Origin of the sequence: Aliiglaciecola lipolytica (assembly GCF_018860635.1) — a bacterium.
Lineage (GTDB): Bacteria > Pseudomonadota > Gammaproteobacteria > Enterobacterales > Alteromonadaceae > Aliiglaciecola > Aliiglaciecola lipolytica_A.
Window position 1 is genome coordinate 56,792 of sequence record NZ_JAHKPT010000014.1, and the last position, 18,206, is coordinate 74,997.

The 18,206-nt window shown below is 41.7% G+C and carries 14 protein-coding genes; 8 read left to right on the forward strand and 6 right to left on the reverse strand.

Going from position 1 to position 18,206, the window contains the following annotated elements:
* The first annotated feature begins 85 nt into the window (after positions 1–85).
* Positions 86–1,849 carry an acyl-CoA dehydrogenase family protein gene (locus KO530_RS06335; RefSeq protein ID WP_216047571.1) on the forward strand — a complete coding sequence of 588 codons (1,764 nt, stop codon included), beginning with the start codon at positions 86–88 and terminating at the stop codon, positions 1,847–1,849.
* A gap of 93 nt (positions 1,850–1,942) precedes the next feature.
* On the opposite strand, the gene KO530_RS06340 is transcribed toward KO530_RS06335, so the two are convergent.
* The 3 genes from KO530_RS06340 to KO530_RS06350 form a co-directional block, all read right to left on the reverse strand.
* Positions 1,943–6,310 carry an ExeM/NucH family extracellular endonuclease gene (locus KO530_RS06340; RefSeq protein WP_216047572.1) on the reverse strand — a complete coding sequence of 1,456 codons (4,368 nt, stop codon included), beginning with the start codon at positions 6,308–6,310 and terminating at the stop codon, positions 1,943–1,945.
* Between the two features lie 325 nt (positions 6,311–6,635).
* Positions 6,636–7,163: a DUF3016 domain-containing protein gene (locus KO530_RS06345; RefSeq protein ID WP_216047573.1), complete on the reverse strand. Its 528-nt coding sequence runs from the start codon at positions 7,161–7,163 to the stop codon at positions 6,636–6,638.
* A 229-nt stretch (positions 7,164–7,392) separates the two neighbouring features.
* On the reverse strand, positions 7,393–9,390 hold the full coding sequence (locus tag KO530_RS06350) for a beta-propeller domain-containing protein (RefSeq protein ID WP_216047574.1): 1,998 nt from the start codon (positions 9,388–9,390) through the stop codon (positions 7,393–7,395).
* A gap of 207 nt (positions 9,391–9,597) precedes the next feature.
* Here KO530_RS06350 and KO530_RS06355 point away from each other — a divergent pair, with 207 nt between their 5' ends.
* The 4 genes from KO530_RS06355 to KO530_RS06370 are packed head-to-tail and all read left to right on the forward strand — an operon-like array spanning position 9,598 to position 12,850.
* Entirely contained in the window at positions 9,598–10,476 is an 879-nt protein-coding gene (locus KO530_RS06355) for a MipA/OmpV family protein (protein ID WP_216047575.1), read from the forward strand.
* Positions 10,477–10,517: 41 nt separating this feature from the next.
* Entirely contained in the window at positions 10,518–10,877 is a 360-nt protein-coding gene (locus tag KO530_RS06360; protein ID WP_216047576.1) for a DUF3019 domain-containing protein, read from the forward strand.
* Positions 10,874–11,578, forward strand: coding sequence for a response regulator (locus tag KO530_RS06365; protein ID WP_216047577.1), 705 nt, complete (start codon positions 10,874–10,876; stop codon positions 11,576–11,578). Before KO530_RS06360 ends, KO530_RS06365 begins: the two co-directional genes overlap by 4 nt.
* A 30-nt stretch (positions 11,579–11,608) precedes the next feature.
* Positions 11,609–12,850, forward strand: a complete 1,242-nt coding sequence (locus tag KO530_RS06370) for an ATP-binding protein (protein ID WP_252728922.1) — start codon at positions 11,609–11,611, stop codon at positions 12,848–12,850.
* A 34-nt stretch (positions 12,851–12,884) separates the two neighbouring features.
* Here KO530_RS06370 and KO530_RS06375 read toward each other — a convergent pair whose 3' ends face one another.
* From KO530_RS06375 to KO530_RS06385, 3 genes are all read right to left on the reverse strand, one after another.
* Positions 12,885–13,256 (reverse strand): hypothetical protein, encoded by a 372-nt coding sequence (locus tag KO530_RS06375; protein ID WP_216047578.1) that lies wholly within the window; start codon positions 13,254–13,256, stop codon positions 12,885–12,887.
* 197 nt (positions 13,257–13,453) lie between these two features.
* Positions 13,454–13,981: a flavin reductase gene (locus KO530_RS06380; RefSeq protein ID WP_252728924.1), complete on the reverse strand. Its 528-nt coding sequence runs from the start codon at positions 13,979–13,981 to the stop codon at positions 13,454–13,456.
* Positions 13,982–14,032: 51 nt separating this feature from the next.
* Positions 14,033–14,623, reverse strand: a complete 591-nt coding sequence (locus tag KO530_RS06385; RefSeq protein WP_216047579.1) for a malonic semialdehyde reductase — start codon at positions 14,621–14,623, stop codon at positions 14,033–14,035.
* A 335-nt stretch (positions 14,624–14,958) separates the two neighbouring features.
* Here KO530_RS06385 and rutR point away from each other — a divergent pair, with 335 nt between their 5' ends.
* The 3 genes from rutR (at position 14,959) to KO530_RS06400 (ending at position 18,193) form a co-directional block, all read left to right on the forward strand.
* Complete coding sequence (gene rutR, locus KO530_RS06390) at positions 14,959–15,636, forward strand: HTH-type transcriptional regulator RutR (protein ID WP_216047580.1); 678 nt, start codon at positions 14,959–14,961, stop codon at positions 15,634–15,636.
* Positions 15,637–15,782: 146 nt separating this feature from the next.
* Complete coding sequence (gene ccoG / locus KO530_RS06395) at positions 15,783–17,213, forward strand: cytochrome c oxidase accessory protein CcoG (protein WP_216047581.1); 1,431 nt, start codon at positions 15,783–15,785, stop codon at positions 17,211–17,213.
* On the forward strand, positions 17,210–18,193 hold the full coding sequence (locus KO530_RS06400) for a serine/threonine protein kinase (protein ID WP_216047582.1): 984 nt from the start codon (positions 17,210–17,212) through the stop codon (positions 18,191–18,193). The genes ccoG and KO530_RS06400 overlap by 4 nt, the downstream gene beginning before the upstream one ends.
* Positions 18,194–18,206 lie beyond the last annotated feature (13 nt).

Consider the following 18,206-nt stretch of genomic DNA (forward strand, 5'->3'; position numbering starts at 1 on the left):
GTAATTTAAATTTTGGCCGCTGAACCTGTATACTTCACCCAACAACTGGTCTGAACAGTTAAATTAACCAAAAGGGTGAAAATATATGCCGCAATACACAGCTCCCATAACAGACATGCAATTTCTTTTGCACGACTGGTTGAAATTAGAAGATCATTATTCGTCTTTAGGTCTTCAAGACTTCGACAAGGACTTAGTAAATGAAATACTTAGCCAAGGCGCTAAATTTGCTGAGCAGGCTATCGCCCCTCTTAACCGTGAAGGTGATGAACAAAGCTGTAAGCTGGAAGACGGCAAAGTAACCACACCTGATGGTTTTGCAGCTGCATATCATGAATATATTGCTAATGGCTGGAATGCCATGCTCGGGAACCCTGAGTACGATGGTCAAGATCTTCCCCATACCATGGCAGTGCCAGTTCAGGAAATGCTTTGCTCAGCGAATATAAGCTGGCGTTTAATCAGCATGTTAACCGAAAGTGCCGTTTTAGCGATTAACAAACACGGTGATCAAGCATTAAAAGATACTTATCTTAGAAAACTTATTTCTGGCGAGTGGACGGGCACTATGTGTTTAACTGAACCACAAGCCGGTACCGATTTAAGTTTATTATCGACTAAAGCCGAACCTCAAGAAGACGGTAGTTATAAAATTACCGGTAATAAAATCTTTATCTCCGGTGGAGATCAAGAGTGGACCGACAATATTATTCACCTTGTACTGGCCAGATTGCCTGATGCTCCTGCGGGTGTAAAAGGTATCAGTTTATTTGCAGTTCCTAAAATCATGGTCTCTAATAACGGCGAACTGGGCGAAGAAAACTCACTTTCTGTGGGTAGTTTAGAAAAGAAAATGGGGATAAAAGGCTGCCCAACCTGTGTAATGAATTTTGACCAAGCAACAGGCTTTATTGTAGGTGCGCCTCATAAAGGGCTAGCATGCATGTTTACCATGATGAATGACGCTCGTTTTCAGGTTGGATTACAAGGTTTAGGTATTGCCGAAGGCTCTTATCAAGGTGCCCTCGCCTACGCCCGTGACCGTTTACAATCAAGAGCCCCTCAAGGAGTGCAGAATCCAGAAGGCAAAGCCGATCCAATCATGGCTCACCCTGATGTACGCAAAATGCTGCTAACCCAAAAATCGCTTACCGAAGGTTGTCGTGCTTTATCCTTCTTGTACGCCAGTCAAATGGATATCGAGAAAAATGCAAGGGATGAACAAAGTAAACGGGACGCCGACAATGTAGTGGCTTTTTTAACCCCAATAGCAAAAGGTTTTATGACTGATGTGGGCCAAGAAGTCAGTAACTTAGGGGTTCAAGTATACGGCGGTCACGGCTTTATCCGCGAATGGGGGATGGAACAATACGTACGAGATAGTCGTATTACCCAGCTATATGAAGGAACTAACGGTATTCAAGCTGCCGATTTAGTCGGTCGAAAATTGTCGCGGGATAACGGCGACATGTTAGCTGCCACCTATAGCGTTTTTGAAAAAATGGTGGATGACATTGCCGATCCTAGTGATCAAGCAAAAGCAAAATCTATTTTGCAAGAATGGCATCAACTGTCATTGCAGGTTAAACAGCAATCGGCTGTAGATTTGGCTGGTGCAGCTTACGACTATATGAACTACAGTGCATATTGTTTGTTAGGCGTTCTTTGGTTAAGTATGGCCGACAGTGCTTCACACAGTCTAAACCAGTCTATTCAACAAGGGAAAAAAGCGACCTGTGATTTTTACTTGAAACGTATTTTACCCCGTAAAGAAGTGTTTAAAGTGAATTTACTTGAAGATGCGAAAGACTTAATCGACGTTGCAGATAATTTATTTGATTATCAATAAACGAGATAACTGTATTTATCTACTGATTTAAGCAGCCCATAAAAAAACCGGTAAAACTGACGTTTTACCGGTTTTTATTTATGTAGGTTTTAATTAACGAGTTGAACAAGCTCTACGTGTACATAAGCTGCGAATGGCAGATACATCACGACTGTCAAGCAAACCGTCATTATTATAATCATGCTCAGCTAATGTAGCTTCGCCGCGTTGAATTAATATCATTAGCGCACGCATGTCATAATAGTCTACGTCCATGTCACCATCCAAGTCACCTTGTACCGCTGGAGACTCAAGCTCAAAGCTGATCATCACTGGATCGTGATCTGATACTCTAAATGCATCATCCGAGTAGAAATCGTTGATTTGAGCATCTGATTTGTATTCAACATTATAATCAAGAGCAAAAGGTTCATCAGCGTTGATATGCCATTCAATGGTATCGACTGCTTGGGCTAACAAACTTTCACTTGCTAAAGCGTGATCTAAATAACCAAATTCACCACTGAAAGTATATGAATAGGCTTCAGCACCTTGGAATGTTTCAACCAAGTTTACAAAACCTTGGCTTTCAAGAGCTGCAATAGGATCTTCTTTTGCGTAAGCATTCAAGTCGCCAATGATTAACACGTTTTCTTTGCTAGACAACGACTCTTCAGTGGCTAACCAGCTGGTTAAGGCTAAAGATTGTTGTGTACGTTTAGCATTGTAACAACCTTGGCCGTCACCTTGGTCTGCATCATCACCAGTTGCGCTACCACATCCTTTAGACTTAAAGTGATTTACCACAACAGTGATATCCGCACCATTTGCAGCAGTAAATGATTGCGCGACAGGAGGACGATTGAAAATACTATCGAAGTTGATTTTCACCTCACCATCTAGCGAGACACTAGCAGGCTTGTACAGCATGGCTACAGCGATAGCATCAGTACCTATTTCACCAGAATAACTGACGAAGTCATAAGTACCTTCACCCATAACAAGGTTTAAACGCTCAGTTAGCTCAGCAATCATACTGAACTCACCAAAACCGTCATTCTCAATTTCCATCAAACCAACGATATCCGCATCCATGGTAGATATAGCTGCAACTGTTTTGGCAATTTGACGCTCATATTCGAACAACGAATCAGCACCGCGCTCCGTAGGGAAGCCGCCGCCTTGACCGTCACCATTAAACAAGTTCAATACGTTTAAGCTAGCCACAGTCACGTTTCCGCGAGTAATAGTGGGCTCAGATTCACGCTCATTTGAATTTACAATTGTAGGTGTTTCAACCGGATGAATTCGGAAGTTACTGAAACTGTAATCCAAAGCCCCCTTAATATTGACTACCGTATCACCAGTACGCAATGTATTTAGCGCCGAAAGGTTACCCTCAGGGTAAATAACCGTTTCTGGATTTTGTACATCTAAACCATCATCCATAACAATGTAGTTAAGTGCATTTTCTTCAGCTAACGCAATAGCTTCTGGTGAAAGTGGTGTATGAACATTAGTTGGGTTATATAGTCTGCCAAAGGACAAACCAACTTCGCCGAAACGGGCCAATGTGTAGGTATCTGTTACCGTCAGCGGAGATTCGTTAACCACCAACATATTTTCTAATGATTCAGCATCAAGAGAACTACTAAACGGCATAGTAAAGGCAGTTGGCGTTACACTACCTGTGCCACATGCCAAATAAGCAGAAGATACATTTAGTTGTGTACGACCAAAGTTTTCAGCTACGGTGCCGATTAGACGAACCACATTTCCCATCTCAGGTAATGCATCAGTATCGTAGTAACTAACGTAAATACCTTCAGATGTAGCTGAGTCAGCGTCTGCGTCAAAATCTTCCTCTTGTACGTAGAAACCACCAAAGTCAGCCGTTACCGAAGTGACTACAGCTTCAACTATATGCTCTTGTCCTTCTAGAGGCGATGCAAAATCATTACCTTGAATTTCGCTAATCAGAGTCGCTGGATCAGTACAAACACCAATTTCAGGTATTTCGTCAACAGGGTCATCTCCGCCACCGCCATAGGTTTTACCATCAGGACCAGAACCTGGTGTTCCATAGTCACCACTACCAAACGTCGCTGTTGATTCGGCAACCCAGTTGTCACCAACGTTGTTATCCAGACTTGCTGAAACTAACGTCATAGAAGCACCATTTGGATCTGGGAATGCTGGTCCGCCATCGTATTCAACAATATCTTCGATATCACCATTAGGGCGCACTAATACGACTTCATCACCACCATTTGCTGCGGTAAACCCACTATATTGATACAGAACATCCATGCCACCATTGGTCTCAGAATCACTATTGATAGCTAAAACCGCATAAGTACCAGCTGGCACATATACGTCGCCAACGATAGTGTGTGAATCAAAGTCATTATCACGTAACACCCAACCATTTAAGTTAGCTGCAATCACACCGGTATTAAGTACTTCAATCCACTCACCGTTTGCATCACTTACCGCACTCGGATTTTGCATAATCTCGGTGATAACTAAACTAAAGCTTGCATCACCTGTACCTGGTGTACCTGAGTCGGAGCTACCATAGAAGTTAGTAGTGTCTTCTGCCCATTTAGTGCCTATGTTGTTGTCTCCATAGAGGTCAACTAGATACATAGACGCGCCATTTGGATCAGGGAAAGTGTCACCATCATCATAAGTGATTTCGTCGATGATATTGCCTTCAGGATCAACCAGAACTATCTCGTCATCACCGTTTGCCAATGCCATAGAACCACCAAAGGCATAAGCCAAAATAATTCCGCCATTTACTGATGTATCTGCATTTTTACCTAATACGGCATATTCACCAACACCAATAAAGACATCTTCATCGACCACAAAAGAGTCTGTATCGTTGTCGCGGATAGTCCAACCATTTAGGTTAATCACTTGCGTACTGGTATTAAGTACTTCAAACCATTCACCGTATGAATCACCTACCGCACTCGGATTTTGCATGATTTCGGTAATCACTAACGCGTTAGCTTCTACTGAACCAGTTTCAACGGGATCTTCGCCGTCGTCACCGCCACCATCATCACCACCACCATCATCGTCTCCACAGACTTCAGCAGTGTATAAGGTTGCAACCCATTCAGGGTGATCAATATAGGGGTTACGGTTGCCTTGGTACTCGTAAATGGTTTCGTTACGTTGTTGCTCTAAAGCGTCAACTGGATCACCATTGTGCCATTCAATCAAACGGCAAAGTCTGCCAAGCTGTGCTTCACCGACACTAGTCAAACCATTACTTAATAATAAATCAGGTGTAAGGTCACCTAACCCTTCATAACGTGTGTCCATATAAAACATCATACGGGCCACATCACCTTTGACTGCATCTCTTGGTTCAAAAGAATCACCGTCAACACTATTACTAGGTGCTTCCGCTAGCGGTGTATCACTATTGTCAAAATCTAGGTTGCCGCGAGAACTATTGACTGAAATATCAGAAGGACGTAAATGATGGATATCTGTATAGGCTTCATAATCACGATCCGGGAAACCATGGCTGTTGGGCCATACATGTTCACGATTCCAATTGTCTGGGTCAGAACTTTGCTCAGCGCTACCGTTAGATAACTTAGGCAGTGAAATGCCTTTATAAATTAATAGCACATTATCAGCGTTTTCTGGATCTTCATCTGACTCCGTTAAAGCGGTCCAGACTTGATCATAAGTAAGCACACGATGATCAGTAGAGATAACATCAGTCAATGCCGATTTAATCATTGTAGAAGTAGAACCATTCTCCACTTCAGTAATAACAGTTGCATAATAACTGGCGTCATTAAACTCTGCGGCATCGGCAACTTTATCTAAATCTGGGCAGTTAAAACAAACGCCTTCTAGGCTGCCTGTATCATCACCGCCGCCGCCATCACCGCCACCGTCATCGCCACTGCCAAACGTTTGCCCAGTGTTAACTGCACCAAAGGTATTTGCCGCTGCACTTTGCCACGCAAAGTCACCGTCATCAGTGCCTGAACCAGACAACTGTAACGAATCACCAACAGCCGTACTGCCGCTTTCGGAAACGCCAATATCGGTAGGGGTCATTCCATCCGCTGCACCACCTACGGCATCAAATGTGCCTTCGTAGCTAATAAATTGAACAACAGTATTACTACTATTTACTAATGCAATTGCGTCAGGGCCGTTTTGAATACCGTTTGAAGGATAAGAAACTGCTACTGTACCAAAACCGTCTTGCTGATTGGGTATGCTGCCATTTAGAGAAGTGGTTTGGTAAACTGAACCATTACTTCCGTTATAAAATACTAAACTCCATCCGCTTAAGTCAGTGTCTGCCGGACCTGCAATTTCTATTGCTTCGCCGGAATCAGTACTGACATTATCGTAATGAAGTTCGTTGATGAATACGCTTTCTGCATGCGCGAAGGATGCACACACAAGCGCCAGCAACGCTGGATACTTAATTTTCATAGCCTCTCCTAACCTGAGTACTTCAAATGCCATTTAATGGCTTATAATTAGTTATTTTTTGGGGCGTAGCCCTTTTTATTAGTGGTCGGATGGTATTGCCATTGTGTGACATTCAAATGACAAACTGTACCTTTTTCCGGCATCGATATTGTCAGAAACAGGTTAGTAATTCAACGAATTAAAAAGGCATGGAGACGCTTGAAGGGTAAATATATTTCACCACGAAAATAATGAAATCATTGTTTCATATTGATTTTAAAGGGTTATTCAAATAATAAACCTGAACAAATGGTCAGAAAAAAACCGCCAATTGGCGGTCTTTTTTTCATTTTTTGGCGATTAAATCCGGAAATTCATCGTTAAACCAATCTTCAATCATTTTTTTCTCATACTTTAAAGAATCGTTTTTAAAGCGAATCGTCGAGTGATCCATAAAACTCATATCTTTAAGGTTAACCTCATCAGCAGAATGCAGAACTTTACCCTTAGTATCTATTAATGAGTACGAAAACGTCATCCGCGGAATGTCGATTTGTTTTACGACTCTAACTTCGCCTCCGGCATTGCCCATTCCTACGAAAGATGAAGGCCATACTTCTCCCGCCAAATCCAAATTAGTAACAGTCATGGTTAATTTTTGGCCGTCCGGCAGATCTTCGGCTAATTCAGTAATAAATTCCTCAAGTTTGCTAAAAGTCTGCTCTCTGAATTTAGTGCGCGATTGCAGAGTGGGTTTAACATCGCGGAACTCTTTCGGGTTTTCCCATGTAATTTCCACATCGGCTTTTGCATAACTGAAACACGAGACCGTTGTTGCGACAGTCGCAATCAATGCTAATGACAGGTTTTTCATTGTTAATCCCCTTTGTTTAAATTAAAAGCCAGCTTAATTACAGTTTAGGCTGACTATTATGAACAGCCACTGAATAGCACTATTGTAACTAAGAAGCCCAGCATAATTCATCGTGTATATTGTAGACAGGTAAACTATCTAAAATGTTCCCGAATAAAAAAGAGCCGTCACAATAGAGACGGCCCCAAAGGCCTAGTGCCCTAATTCTTAGAGCTTTAAATGGACGGCCTTAAAAAGGTCCTGAAACTGCACTTGGATTTGCCCACAGTGCTTGCCAAACTTGATTTCCTCGGAAGTAATATACATATTCCCCTTGAATAACACTGCGATCTTCACCTGAAAAGATATATTCCGCACTGTCATTATCAGCTTTGACATTCCCCAGCCATTCTAATTCTGGTGATACATCCTTCGTTTCAACCGCAAACAACATCAAACTATTCTGTGGCACATCAACCACATTGTCATTGCTGCTTACATCAGTTGAAGATTTAAGCTTTTCCACTGGGAAAGCGAACCGATAGAAACCATCCGCTTCCAATACGCTCAGCGCTTTGTAATTGAATTCCACAGGCGTAAATGCATCCGCAGCAATAATGGATGTCAGCTCAATTGGGTTAGCCGCATCACGAATATCAAATAAGCTCACTTTCATTCCATTTGGCTCCACAGGTGGTGGAGAAAGCATCACCTGCGCACTGTTTTCAACTAGCGTTGCATCACCGTTACTGGGCAAGTCATCAAGCTGGACTTGTTGGCCAACTCCCAGTAATAAACCATTTTTGAGGGGATGCAAATAACTTGAAAAACCAGGAATTTCTAGGCTACCAGCGATGAAAGGTGCGCTATTATCACTTAAATCAATAATATAAAGCGGATCGATTCGTTCAAAGGTAACTATATATGCTTGCTCATCGATAAATCTCACCGCGTATATATCTTCTCCGGGTTTGCCAATCGCTTGCGGTTGATTTTCATTAGGTAAACTTGCAATAGTCGTCAACTCATTGCCACTTTGAGCTAAGACCGTCAGTTGATGAACTGCAGGAGAAACCGAATTATCAGTGGTTATTACTCGTAAGTAGCCATCACTTTCATCAACCTTAAATAAGGGATCACTTCGCCAGCTCAACACACCATCAACAGCGCCCGATGCCTGATAGCTCATATTCTCTAAACTAATTTTATGAAACGCTGTTTGTTGCCCTTCAATACTGCTTGCTAAGTACATAGATTGCTCTGACATATAGAGCATATAAGCTTGTACGCTCATGCAGATAGATTGTTGATCAGTTGGGTCATCTATATTGATTCTAGTCACCGTTAATATCTGAGCAAAACCATCATCCTCTGTAGCGGCTTCAGGAACATAACACTCAGCCATAAGGTTCATTGCCATTGATTGACCATTGATATCAACACGGGGCATTACAGCGTCACTGGAAACACCAATAACGTTCTGATAATTCGCTAGTTTCTCCTCATCTGTAGCGGCATACGGTTGAAGGCCGTCAATATAGGGGACATAACTACTGGCCACATATAATTGGTTATCAATTCGACGGGTTGATAGTAACGAGCCATCAAATGTCAGGAGGTTTTCAGCCAGAGCGTTGTGCGGATCACTAACATTAAAAAATTGCACGCTGAATTTCTGTTCAACGGGTTCCCAAGGAGCAATACTGATGAAATCGATGGGATAGACCGGCATAGTAGAACTTATCGCGACTAAACGTTTTTGATGTAGATATATGCCAATAATGTCGTCACTCTCCTGTGCTAACGGAATGTTTGGGAGACTTGTTAGCGTGTCGTCCTGATTTCGTTGGATAACTCGAATATCGGCTGGACTTTGATTTGCAGATGACCAAATAGGATAGTTTGCCAAATAGAAAGTTTCACCATCGTATTTAATTCTATCGGCCTCATCGACACCACTTTCTACGGTATTAGTTGTGGAATAAGGGCTACTGCCGATACTCGGGCTCGCCACATCCCCCCCAGCGGTGTAATCAGACTCACTTAATGATGCGGCATAAATGCCATTTTTTATATAGCGCTCAGTTTTCCCCGAGTCTTGAACTAAGGCACCGACAAAACCACTGGGTTGATTGACTTCAGGCGGTTTGTTTTCAGTCACTTTTGTGTCTGTCCCACTGCCTCCACCGCACGCCCCTAATAGTAAGGCGGCAAACAAAGAAGACATTGCAGCTTTATTTCCATACATAGCACACACCTTTCTTTCAAACTTTTAATATCTATACCATTACTGATTTAATCCTAGTAACTGGAGATGTTATTTTCTATTAAGAATTGACAATAATTGTGAATATTTGTAACCCTACGATGTAGGTTTGCAAAAGGTCTGTTAACCTTTCAATATTGAGCAAATATTTGCTCAACAATATTGTGCTAGCTGAAGGTCGAGAATGAGGTGTTAAAACACTGTCTAATATGCGTTATCTTTTTCATTGCAACTGGCTATGCGAGCCCGTTATTAGGCTGTGAAACATCCAAAAATTGCATACAAGAAGAAGAATGGGATATAGGTGTCGCCTTTGGTATAGGCGTTCGTTCTAATCCATTAGTTGATGGCGATAACTTCCCTAACGTTATATTGTTCGATGTGGCTTGGTATGGCGAACAGTTTTACTTTGATAACGGAGAAATCGGTTATCAGTGGCAACAAACCGAAAAGACCGGCATTGAAACCTATCTAACCCTTGATCGAGAAAAAACTTTTTTCGAACTCTGGCATCCTGGCAATGTAACTGTGCCCGCCGCATTTCCTTCCTCGCCCTCCATTGAGCCTCCAAACAAAGACACAGATGGTGACCTAACCTCCGAGGACGCTAGACTCTCAGTTGACGAAATCAGCGGTCGAAGTTGGGCAATTAATTTCGGTACTCGATTCCATTTTTATAACGGTAATCACGAAATCAGTTTTTCTATCGAAACCGATGCGAGCAACGTGCATCAAGGTCAAAAGGCCAATCTTTCTTATCAATATTACTGGGTTGGCGATAACTGGCAGTTTATGGTGCGCCCTAGCATAGTTTGGAAAAGTGCTAACTTAGCAAACTATTATTATGGAATTGATAAAAAAGACACTGCGAATCCGAACTATCACTATCAAGTATCTTCTGGGCTGCAACCCGGTATATCACTTTTGTATACTAAAAAACTCGATGAAAATTGGCACTGGATAGCCAATGCCGCCTATCGCAAACTGCATACTTCAATGATTAATAGCCCTATTGTAGAAGAAAACAATGTGACCAATTTGTTTGTTGGTTTGGGGCGGCGTTTTTGATGAATCAGTGCTGCTGCAAATTCAAAACTGGCTATTTACTGATGATGGTGTTGACAATAATTGTCGGCATACCAAAAGTATGGGGGGCGGTACCCAGTTGGAGTGTTCAGCCTAAAGTATGCATTGTGGAAAACTTAGGTGACACCTGCGAAATGGCATTAACACTTAATTTTCAGAATTTACAACCAGGAACCTACTGCTATTATCAAGATCAAACGCGGTTAAGTTGCTGGTCAGGAACGGCGCAACAAAACACCCTTGTAATTCGTTTCAGCGAAGATACTGTATTATATCTCAAGTCTGAAAATGGTACTGTCATTCTGTCCCATGAAATGGATATTAAAGCCAGAGCTAGCAAAAAGCAGGTTAGACGGGTTAGGCAACCTTGGAGTCTATTTTGAACAAACGCATTTTATTGATTGAGGATGACAAACGCTTAAGCCAATTAATGGCTAATTTTCTGAACCAGCAGGATTTTGAAGTCCATTGTTTATACGACTCCTTAAAGTTGGCTCAAAGCATGGCAACATTCGAACCTGACATTATTATTCTCGACATCATGTTGCCTGGCGAAGATGGTTTCGAGTTGTGCAAAAAATTACGCAAAACCTTTAGCGGACCTCTGTTGTTTGTGACCGCGAAGAGCTCCGACTTCGACCAAGTGTTGGGATTAGAACTCGGTGCAGACGATTACGTTATTAAACCAGTAGAACCCCGCGTGCTGTTAGCGCGCATAAATGCATTATTAAGGCGCAGTGACACACACAACAATGAAGCGATGCAACAAACTGACGAATTGCATTTTGGGCAGTTGAGAATCAACCGCAATTCTCGACAAGTATTTTTGTCAGACGAATCGATTCAACTGACCAGTCACGAATTCGATATGCTGTGGAAATTAGCTACCAACCCATCCAAACTCGTGGAACGAGAAACCTTATACAGCGAGTTAATTGGCAGAGAGTATGACGGTTTAGACAGATCCGCTGATGTGCGCATTTCCCGATTACGTAAAAAACTTCGGGATAACCCACAAAACCCCTACAAGATAAAAACAATTTGGGGGAAGGGATTTTTCTTTGTGCCTGATGCATGGGAATAGTGCAAATTTGGAAAATCATCCAGCCATAATATGACCCGTTTATTTTTAAGTTTATATCTATTTATTGCGCTATCCCTTGTAGCACTGAGTGCTTTGCTCAATCATGTATTTTTTAATGACGACGCGTTAAATCAAGGAGACGCAGCCATTGTAGATGCATTGACGGCTTTGCATCAACGTGGTGGTATCTCTGCCAATGATTTAGACAAACAAATATTCTCAGTATCAACTTTGAACACCGCTGATATGGCTTGGAATTCTGAAGAACTTGCTAAATTGCAACAGAAATTACCCGTGGTCTTATTCGACCGCCAAAATGGCACTCAAATTTACTTCCTAACACCACCATCTAAACTGATCGAAATTAGCTTGCTACACAATCAAACAAGCACCAGTAAATACGTCTTATACAGCGGTTTATTTTTCTTTTTACTGGCAGGGTTAATTGCACTGTGGTTATGGCCATTATGGAAAGACCTGCTTCAGTTGAAACAAACGGCGACTCGGATTGGACCCAGTGGTGAATTTCCACCGATAGATGTTGAACGAACCTCGGTTGTTTACCCAATCGCCATTGCATTAAACGATTTAGGCAATCGAGTGCGCGAACTGTTAAATACACAAAGAGAGTTAACAGGTGCGGTCGCTCACGAATTCAGAACACCATTGTCTCGCCTAAAATTCGCAATCGCGGCCCAGGATTATGATCAATCTGGCCCTTGGAGCGAAATGAATAAAGATATTGATGAATTGGAAAAGTTAGTGCAAGAAATGTTGAGTTACACCAGCATGGAAGTGCAAGAGCCAGAGTTGAATATATCCGAGATCCCACTTTTAACATTGTGCAAACAACGCATCGAATATTTACAAAAAAGTAGCCAGCCGCAAGTCAGTATTCAATTTATTGGCTCAGATCTTACCATTTTGGGAGACGAACACTTTATTGAACGAGTAATAGACAACCTATTTAATAATGCCAACAGATACGCTAACTCAATCATAAGAATAGTGGTTTGCAAACACCCACGGGGCGTATTATTGCGCATGGAAGATGACGGATTAGGCGTACCTGAAATCTATCAAAAGCGTATCTTTGAGCCATTTTTCCGTCCTGATAATAGCCGTGATAGGAAACGTGGAGGAGCCGGTTTAGGCTTAGCAATTATTAAACGGATAATGCATTGGCATGATGGTGAATGCTGGGTTGAAAATGCAGATTTAGGCGGTGCTGGTTTCTGTCTTCTATTTAAATCCGCACCGCAGATCAAATAGTTGAGCGATTAAATATCAAGAGTCGCTTAAAACACTAAGATGATTCGCTCACATCTAATAAAGTTGAATTACTAATGGTGTGACAAACCAGCTCTAAATTCGAACCATTAACGTAGGGATTTATTTCCCGTTGTAGACAATATTTAGCGTGGAAATTAACGAGGTTTTCAGAACTATCGGTAATTTGAAGTATGTAATCACGTTGAAAATCGCGCATCTGTTCCGTATAGGGCGCTAGCGCATAACGCACATCATTTAGTTGCGTTTTTTCCATTTTCATCGATATTTCAGTCATTAATTGGGATAAATCATTTTGGATATCAGCCAGCAAATACTGCGCGAACGACGAACGTAGCGTCATCACTAAAATCACAACTTCTGCTAAAACAATTAAATACCTAAACATACTTTCACATCTAAATAAGACAAAATTAAGCCTTAAGTCAAAACCAAGGGCTAACTTAGACTAATAGGTCTATTTAATGAAGCGCTGAGTATTATCTAAGTCTATACAAAAGTCTTGCAACTAATACCAATGCAAACAATCAATTAGCAATCAGCGCTGACAACCCTGATAGAAAAAAGGAAAACTGACAGTTGCTATTAATCTTGTAAATGATGATACCCGCGTTGGTAATACACCAACGCCCCAGCCATCTCATCCCGTTTAACGGCTACCACTTCACAGAAGAAGACATCGTGTGTGGCAACACTTTGAATATGAGTCACTTTACAGTCAAAGCTCACTGCCGCATCAGCGAGCACAGGTGAGCCCGTTTTCAGTGTCTCCCATTTCCCGACTGCAAAACGGTCTGGCATTGTTGCCTTACCACCGAATATATTAGACAGTTGTTCATGGCCTTCGGAGAGTGTATTTATTGCTAAGTAAGGGCTATCAACAAATGCACTATGTACTGATGTACTGCGATTTAAACATACTAATAATGTCGCCGGGCTATCGCTTACACTGCATACAGCAGTTGCGGTAAACCCCACATCTCCACTGACAGTAGATGTCGTTACTACGTTCACAGCACCGGCTAAACTTGCCATACTATCTCTAAAACACTCGGGGCTAATGCAAGATATCCCTTCAGATTGTGAAGATAACTGTTGTGTATCTGGTTCCAATGGACCACTCCTAAGTACATTTGCCTTTAGCTGGAGAGTAAAGCCAAAGGACTATAAAATTTTACAAGCTTCTTCAAACCCCAAACGCGGAAGTCGCTTATGCACTTTTGTGCCATCGCCGTATCCTAAGTTAATCAAGAAATTCACTTTCCACGTACTGTTTTCGAAGAAAATTTGATTCAGTAGTTCAGGATTAAACCCTGACATTGCCCCTGTGTCTAGCCCTAGCGCTCTGGCAGCACTAATTAAATAAGCGCCTTGTAGCGAACTATTGCGCATAGCGGTTTCATAGGCTGCATCAGGGCTGGATGTAAACCAACTGCGAGCATCAGCATAGGGGAATAATCTAGGTAGCTGTTCATAAAATTCACTATCGTATGCAACAATGACGGTACAGGGTGCGCTCATTGTTTGTTCCACATTGCCCTTAGATAAAGCAGGTTTTAGTTTTTCTCTAGCCTCATCAGAGCGAATAAATACAAAACGAGCAGGACTACAATTTGCCGAGGTTGGGCCCAACTTAACTAGGTCATATAACTGCAACAATAATTCTTCAGGTATGTTTTGGTCTTGCCAAGCAGTGTGAGTATGGGCATGAGTAAATAATTGCGCTAACGCGGTGTCATCTAATTGGGTTGTCATGTTTTTAAATTCCAAAAATGGGTTGGGTTAAAGGCACTTCACATTAAGCTTCTATTTAACATCCATTCAAATGGTGATTGAGGGGTTAAAATAAACGCTGACTAAACTCATCAGTTTTATACTCTACACCTATGTTAGGCATAAACAAAAAAACTGTCATTTGGCATCTATCATTCCACCAGCTTGCAGTTTAGAAGCTGCACAAAGTGCTAAACATAAGAACTCCAATTAGGCTAATTATTAAAAATTACAAACTCTTGGGATTGCTTAATTTCTCAATCTTGGTTAAAACATAGTGGACAGGGAATAAACTAAAATGGGATATAAGTAGACATATGAGTTCAACATTAGTGAAAAAAACACAAAAAAAGTCGAAACGTGTCTCAAGCCCCAAAACGCAAAGTAAGCGTACTGAAGCAAAACGCAATAAACGAAAAGTGATAATGCAAGCGGCCCTCGACTTGTTTTCGAGTAACGGTGTGCACGGCACAAGTGTTGAACAGATCGCAGACTTAGCCAAAGTATCGAAAACAAACTTACTCTACTATTTTGCCAGTAAAGAACAGCTTTATGTGGAGGTAATTCAGCAATTATTAGACGTTTGGTTAATGCCGCTACAGGGGTTTAATTCAGAGCAAGATCCCATCGAAGCCATTTCGAATTATATCGAAGTAAAATTAGCTTTATCTCGCGACAACCCCAAGGAATCTCGTTTATTTTGTATGGAAGTAGTGCAAGGTGCTCCGCTTTTGTTCAATCAACTCGAATCACCACTGAGGGCAATTGTTGAAGCCAAAGTTCAAGTTATTTCAGGTTGGATTGAAGCCGGTAAACTGGCGCCAATCGATCCCTATCATTTAATTTTCAGTATTTGGGCAACAACCCAACACTATGCTGATTTCCGTGTGCAAGTGGAGGCTGTAACCGGTCAAAATTTAGACGACCCGGAATTTTTTGCGTCGACCTTAAATAACATTCAGTCTATTGTTCTTAACGGGGTGCGACCTAAATAGGGTTGAATCGATAAAAAAACCAGTTAATTCATTGATCCAGATTAACAACTAGCGAGCAGTCTGTGCGATAATAGGGGGATTAATTACTAACCTATAGAAATTTCGAATTCGCCGGAGTTTCTAGCAGTCCCGTAAAGGAAAGATGAATGAGTGAACGCATTCCAATCAAAGATATATCCGCTGTAAAAGTTCACCAACCAGAAGCCAGTCAACACGAAAACGCGTACACCCCACGAAGTCGAATATATGTCCGCGCTGTTGAAGGCACACTAGAAACCTTTCGACGTTTTTTTGGCTTAATATTTCTTGGCATTTTTGCGCTCATCCCGTGGATTCAATTTAACTCACATCAAGCGGTACTATTTGATATTGGAGCTCAGCGCTTTAATATATTTGGTCTGACTCTTTGGCCACAAGATTTAACCTTATTGGCTTGGATCCTTATTATTGGTGCCTTCGCATTATTCTTTGTAACCACCTTTGCCGGACGAGTTTGGTGTGGCTTTATGTGTCCACAAACCACTTGGACTTTCATTTATATTTGGTTTGAAGAAAAAATAGAAGGTGCTAGAAACAAGCGGATTAAATTAGACCAGCGTGAAATGGATTTCGACAAATTCTGGCGAAAGGCCCTGAAACACTTCGCTTGGGTGTCGGTGGCCTTGTTAACAGCATTGACCTTTGTCGGTTATTTCACGCCGATTAACCAGTTATTTATTGATTTCTTTACCTTTGACGTTAGTTTTTGGGCGGGCTTTTCAGTCATTTTCTTTACGGTTTGCACATACGGTAATGCTGGCTGGATGCGTGAAATTATGTGTACTCACATATGCCCCTACGCCAGATTTCAATCAGCAATGTTTGATAAAGATACCTTTACCGTTGCGTATAATCCAACTCGAGGCGAAAAACGAGGACCTCGTTCCAGAAAAACCAGTCACGAAGAGATTAAACAAAAAGGCATTGGTGACTGTATCGATTGCAACTTGTGTGTTCAAGTGTGCCCAACAGGTATAGATATTCGCAATGGTTTGCAATACGAATGTATTAACTGCGGTGCCTGTGTAGACGCGTGTAATGGGGTAATGGAAAAAATGAATTATCCCAAAGGACTCATTAGCTTTACGTCAGAACATGAATTGGCCGGCGGTAAAACTAAGATATTCCGTCCCAAATTGATTGGTTATGCCATAGTACTGTTTATCATGACCTCTCTTTTGGCCTATGAAATTATTGCTCGGGTACCACTAGAAGTAGACATTATCAGAGACCGAAATTCGTTATTCAGAGAAACAAATGATGGTCTAATTGAAAATGTTTATACCTTAAAAGTACTGAATAAATCCCAAGCTGAGCACACCTATAAAATTGATGTGGTTGGCTTAGAAGGCAATAAATATATCGGACCAACTCAGGTGACTGTTGCTGGCGGGGAAGTGTTGAACTTACCTATTAGCATCGCAATCGATCCCTATGCGTTAAATGAAACCGTGACTGAATTTCAGTTTAAGGTGACCTCAACAGACAGTGACGATCCTGTTCAAATGAGTGAAACTAGTAAGTTCATATATCGATGAGTGACTCAATTGCGACTACCTTTGATTTTGCGCAACTTGGTCCTGATACAATACTGGATGCCATTGAATCCCGAGGATACCTAGTAGATTCGGGATTGTTGGCACTGAACAGTTATGAAAACAGGGTTTATCAATTTATTTGCGATGATAAGCGTCGATATGTGGCTAAGTTTTACCGACCACAGCGCTGGAGTCGCGAGCAAATTCAGGAGGAACATGACTTCGCACAAGAACTGCATGATCATGAAATTCCTGTGGTTGCACCTTTACGCACCAATAATGAATCATTACATAGTTATCAGGGTTTTTACTTTGCCATCTTCCCATCGGTTGGTGGCAGACAATTTGAAGTCGATAATCTAGATCAGCTTGAATGGATGGGACGGTTTATCGGTCGCATCCATCAAGTATCTAAAGGCCAGCCGTTTAGTTTCCGTCCTACTTTTAGTATTCAAGAGCATTTGCTTGATGCAAACGCAACCTTGCATAAAACCGAACTTATCCCCAGCAGTTTGCATACTGCTTTTTTTACGATTTTAGAACAAGTTACTGAATTAGCGGCAAGCTTGTATAAACCGAATTCATCCATTCGTCTGCACGGCGACTGTCATCCAGGCAATATTCTATGGCGAGATGGCCCAACCTTTGTCGACTTAGATGATTGTAGAATGGGACCTGCAATTCAGGATCTTTGGATGATGTTGTCTGGTGATACCTACCAACAACGAATCCAAATGGACACATTGGTAGAAGCCTATGAAGAATTTTCACAATTTGACAGCAGCCAACTCAGTTTAATTGAACCATTGCGAGCTATGCGTATGGTCCATTATATGGCTTGGTTATCCCGCCGTTGGCAAGATCCTGCCTTCCCGCAAGCGTTCCCTTGGTTTGCCGACGCCAAATATTGGGAACAACAAATATTAGCGTTAAAAGAGCAATATTCCGCACTCCAAGAGCCAAGCTTGACCTTATTTTAATTACAAAATTATA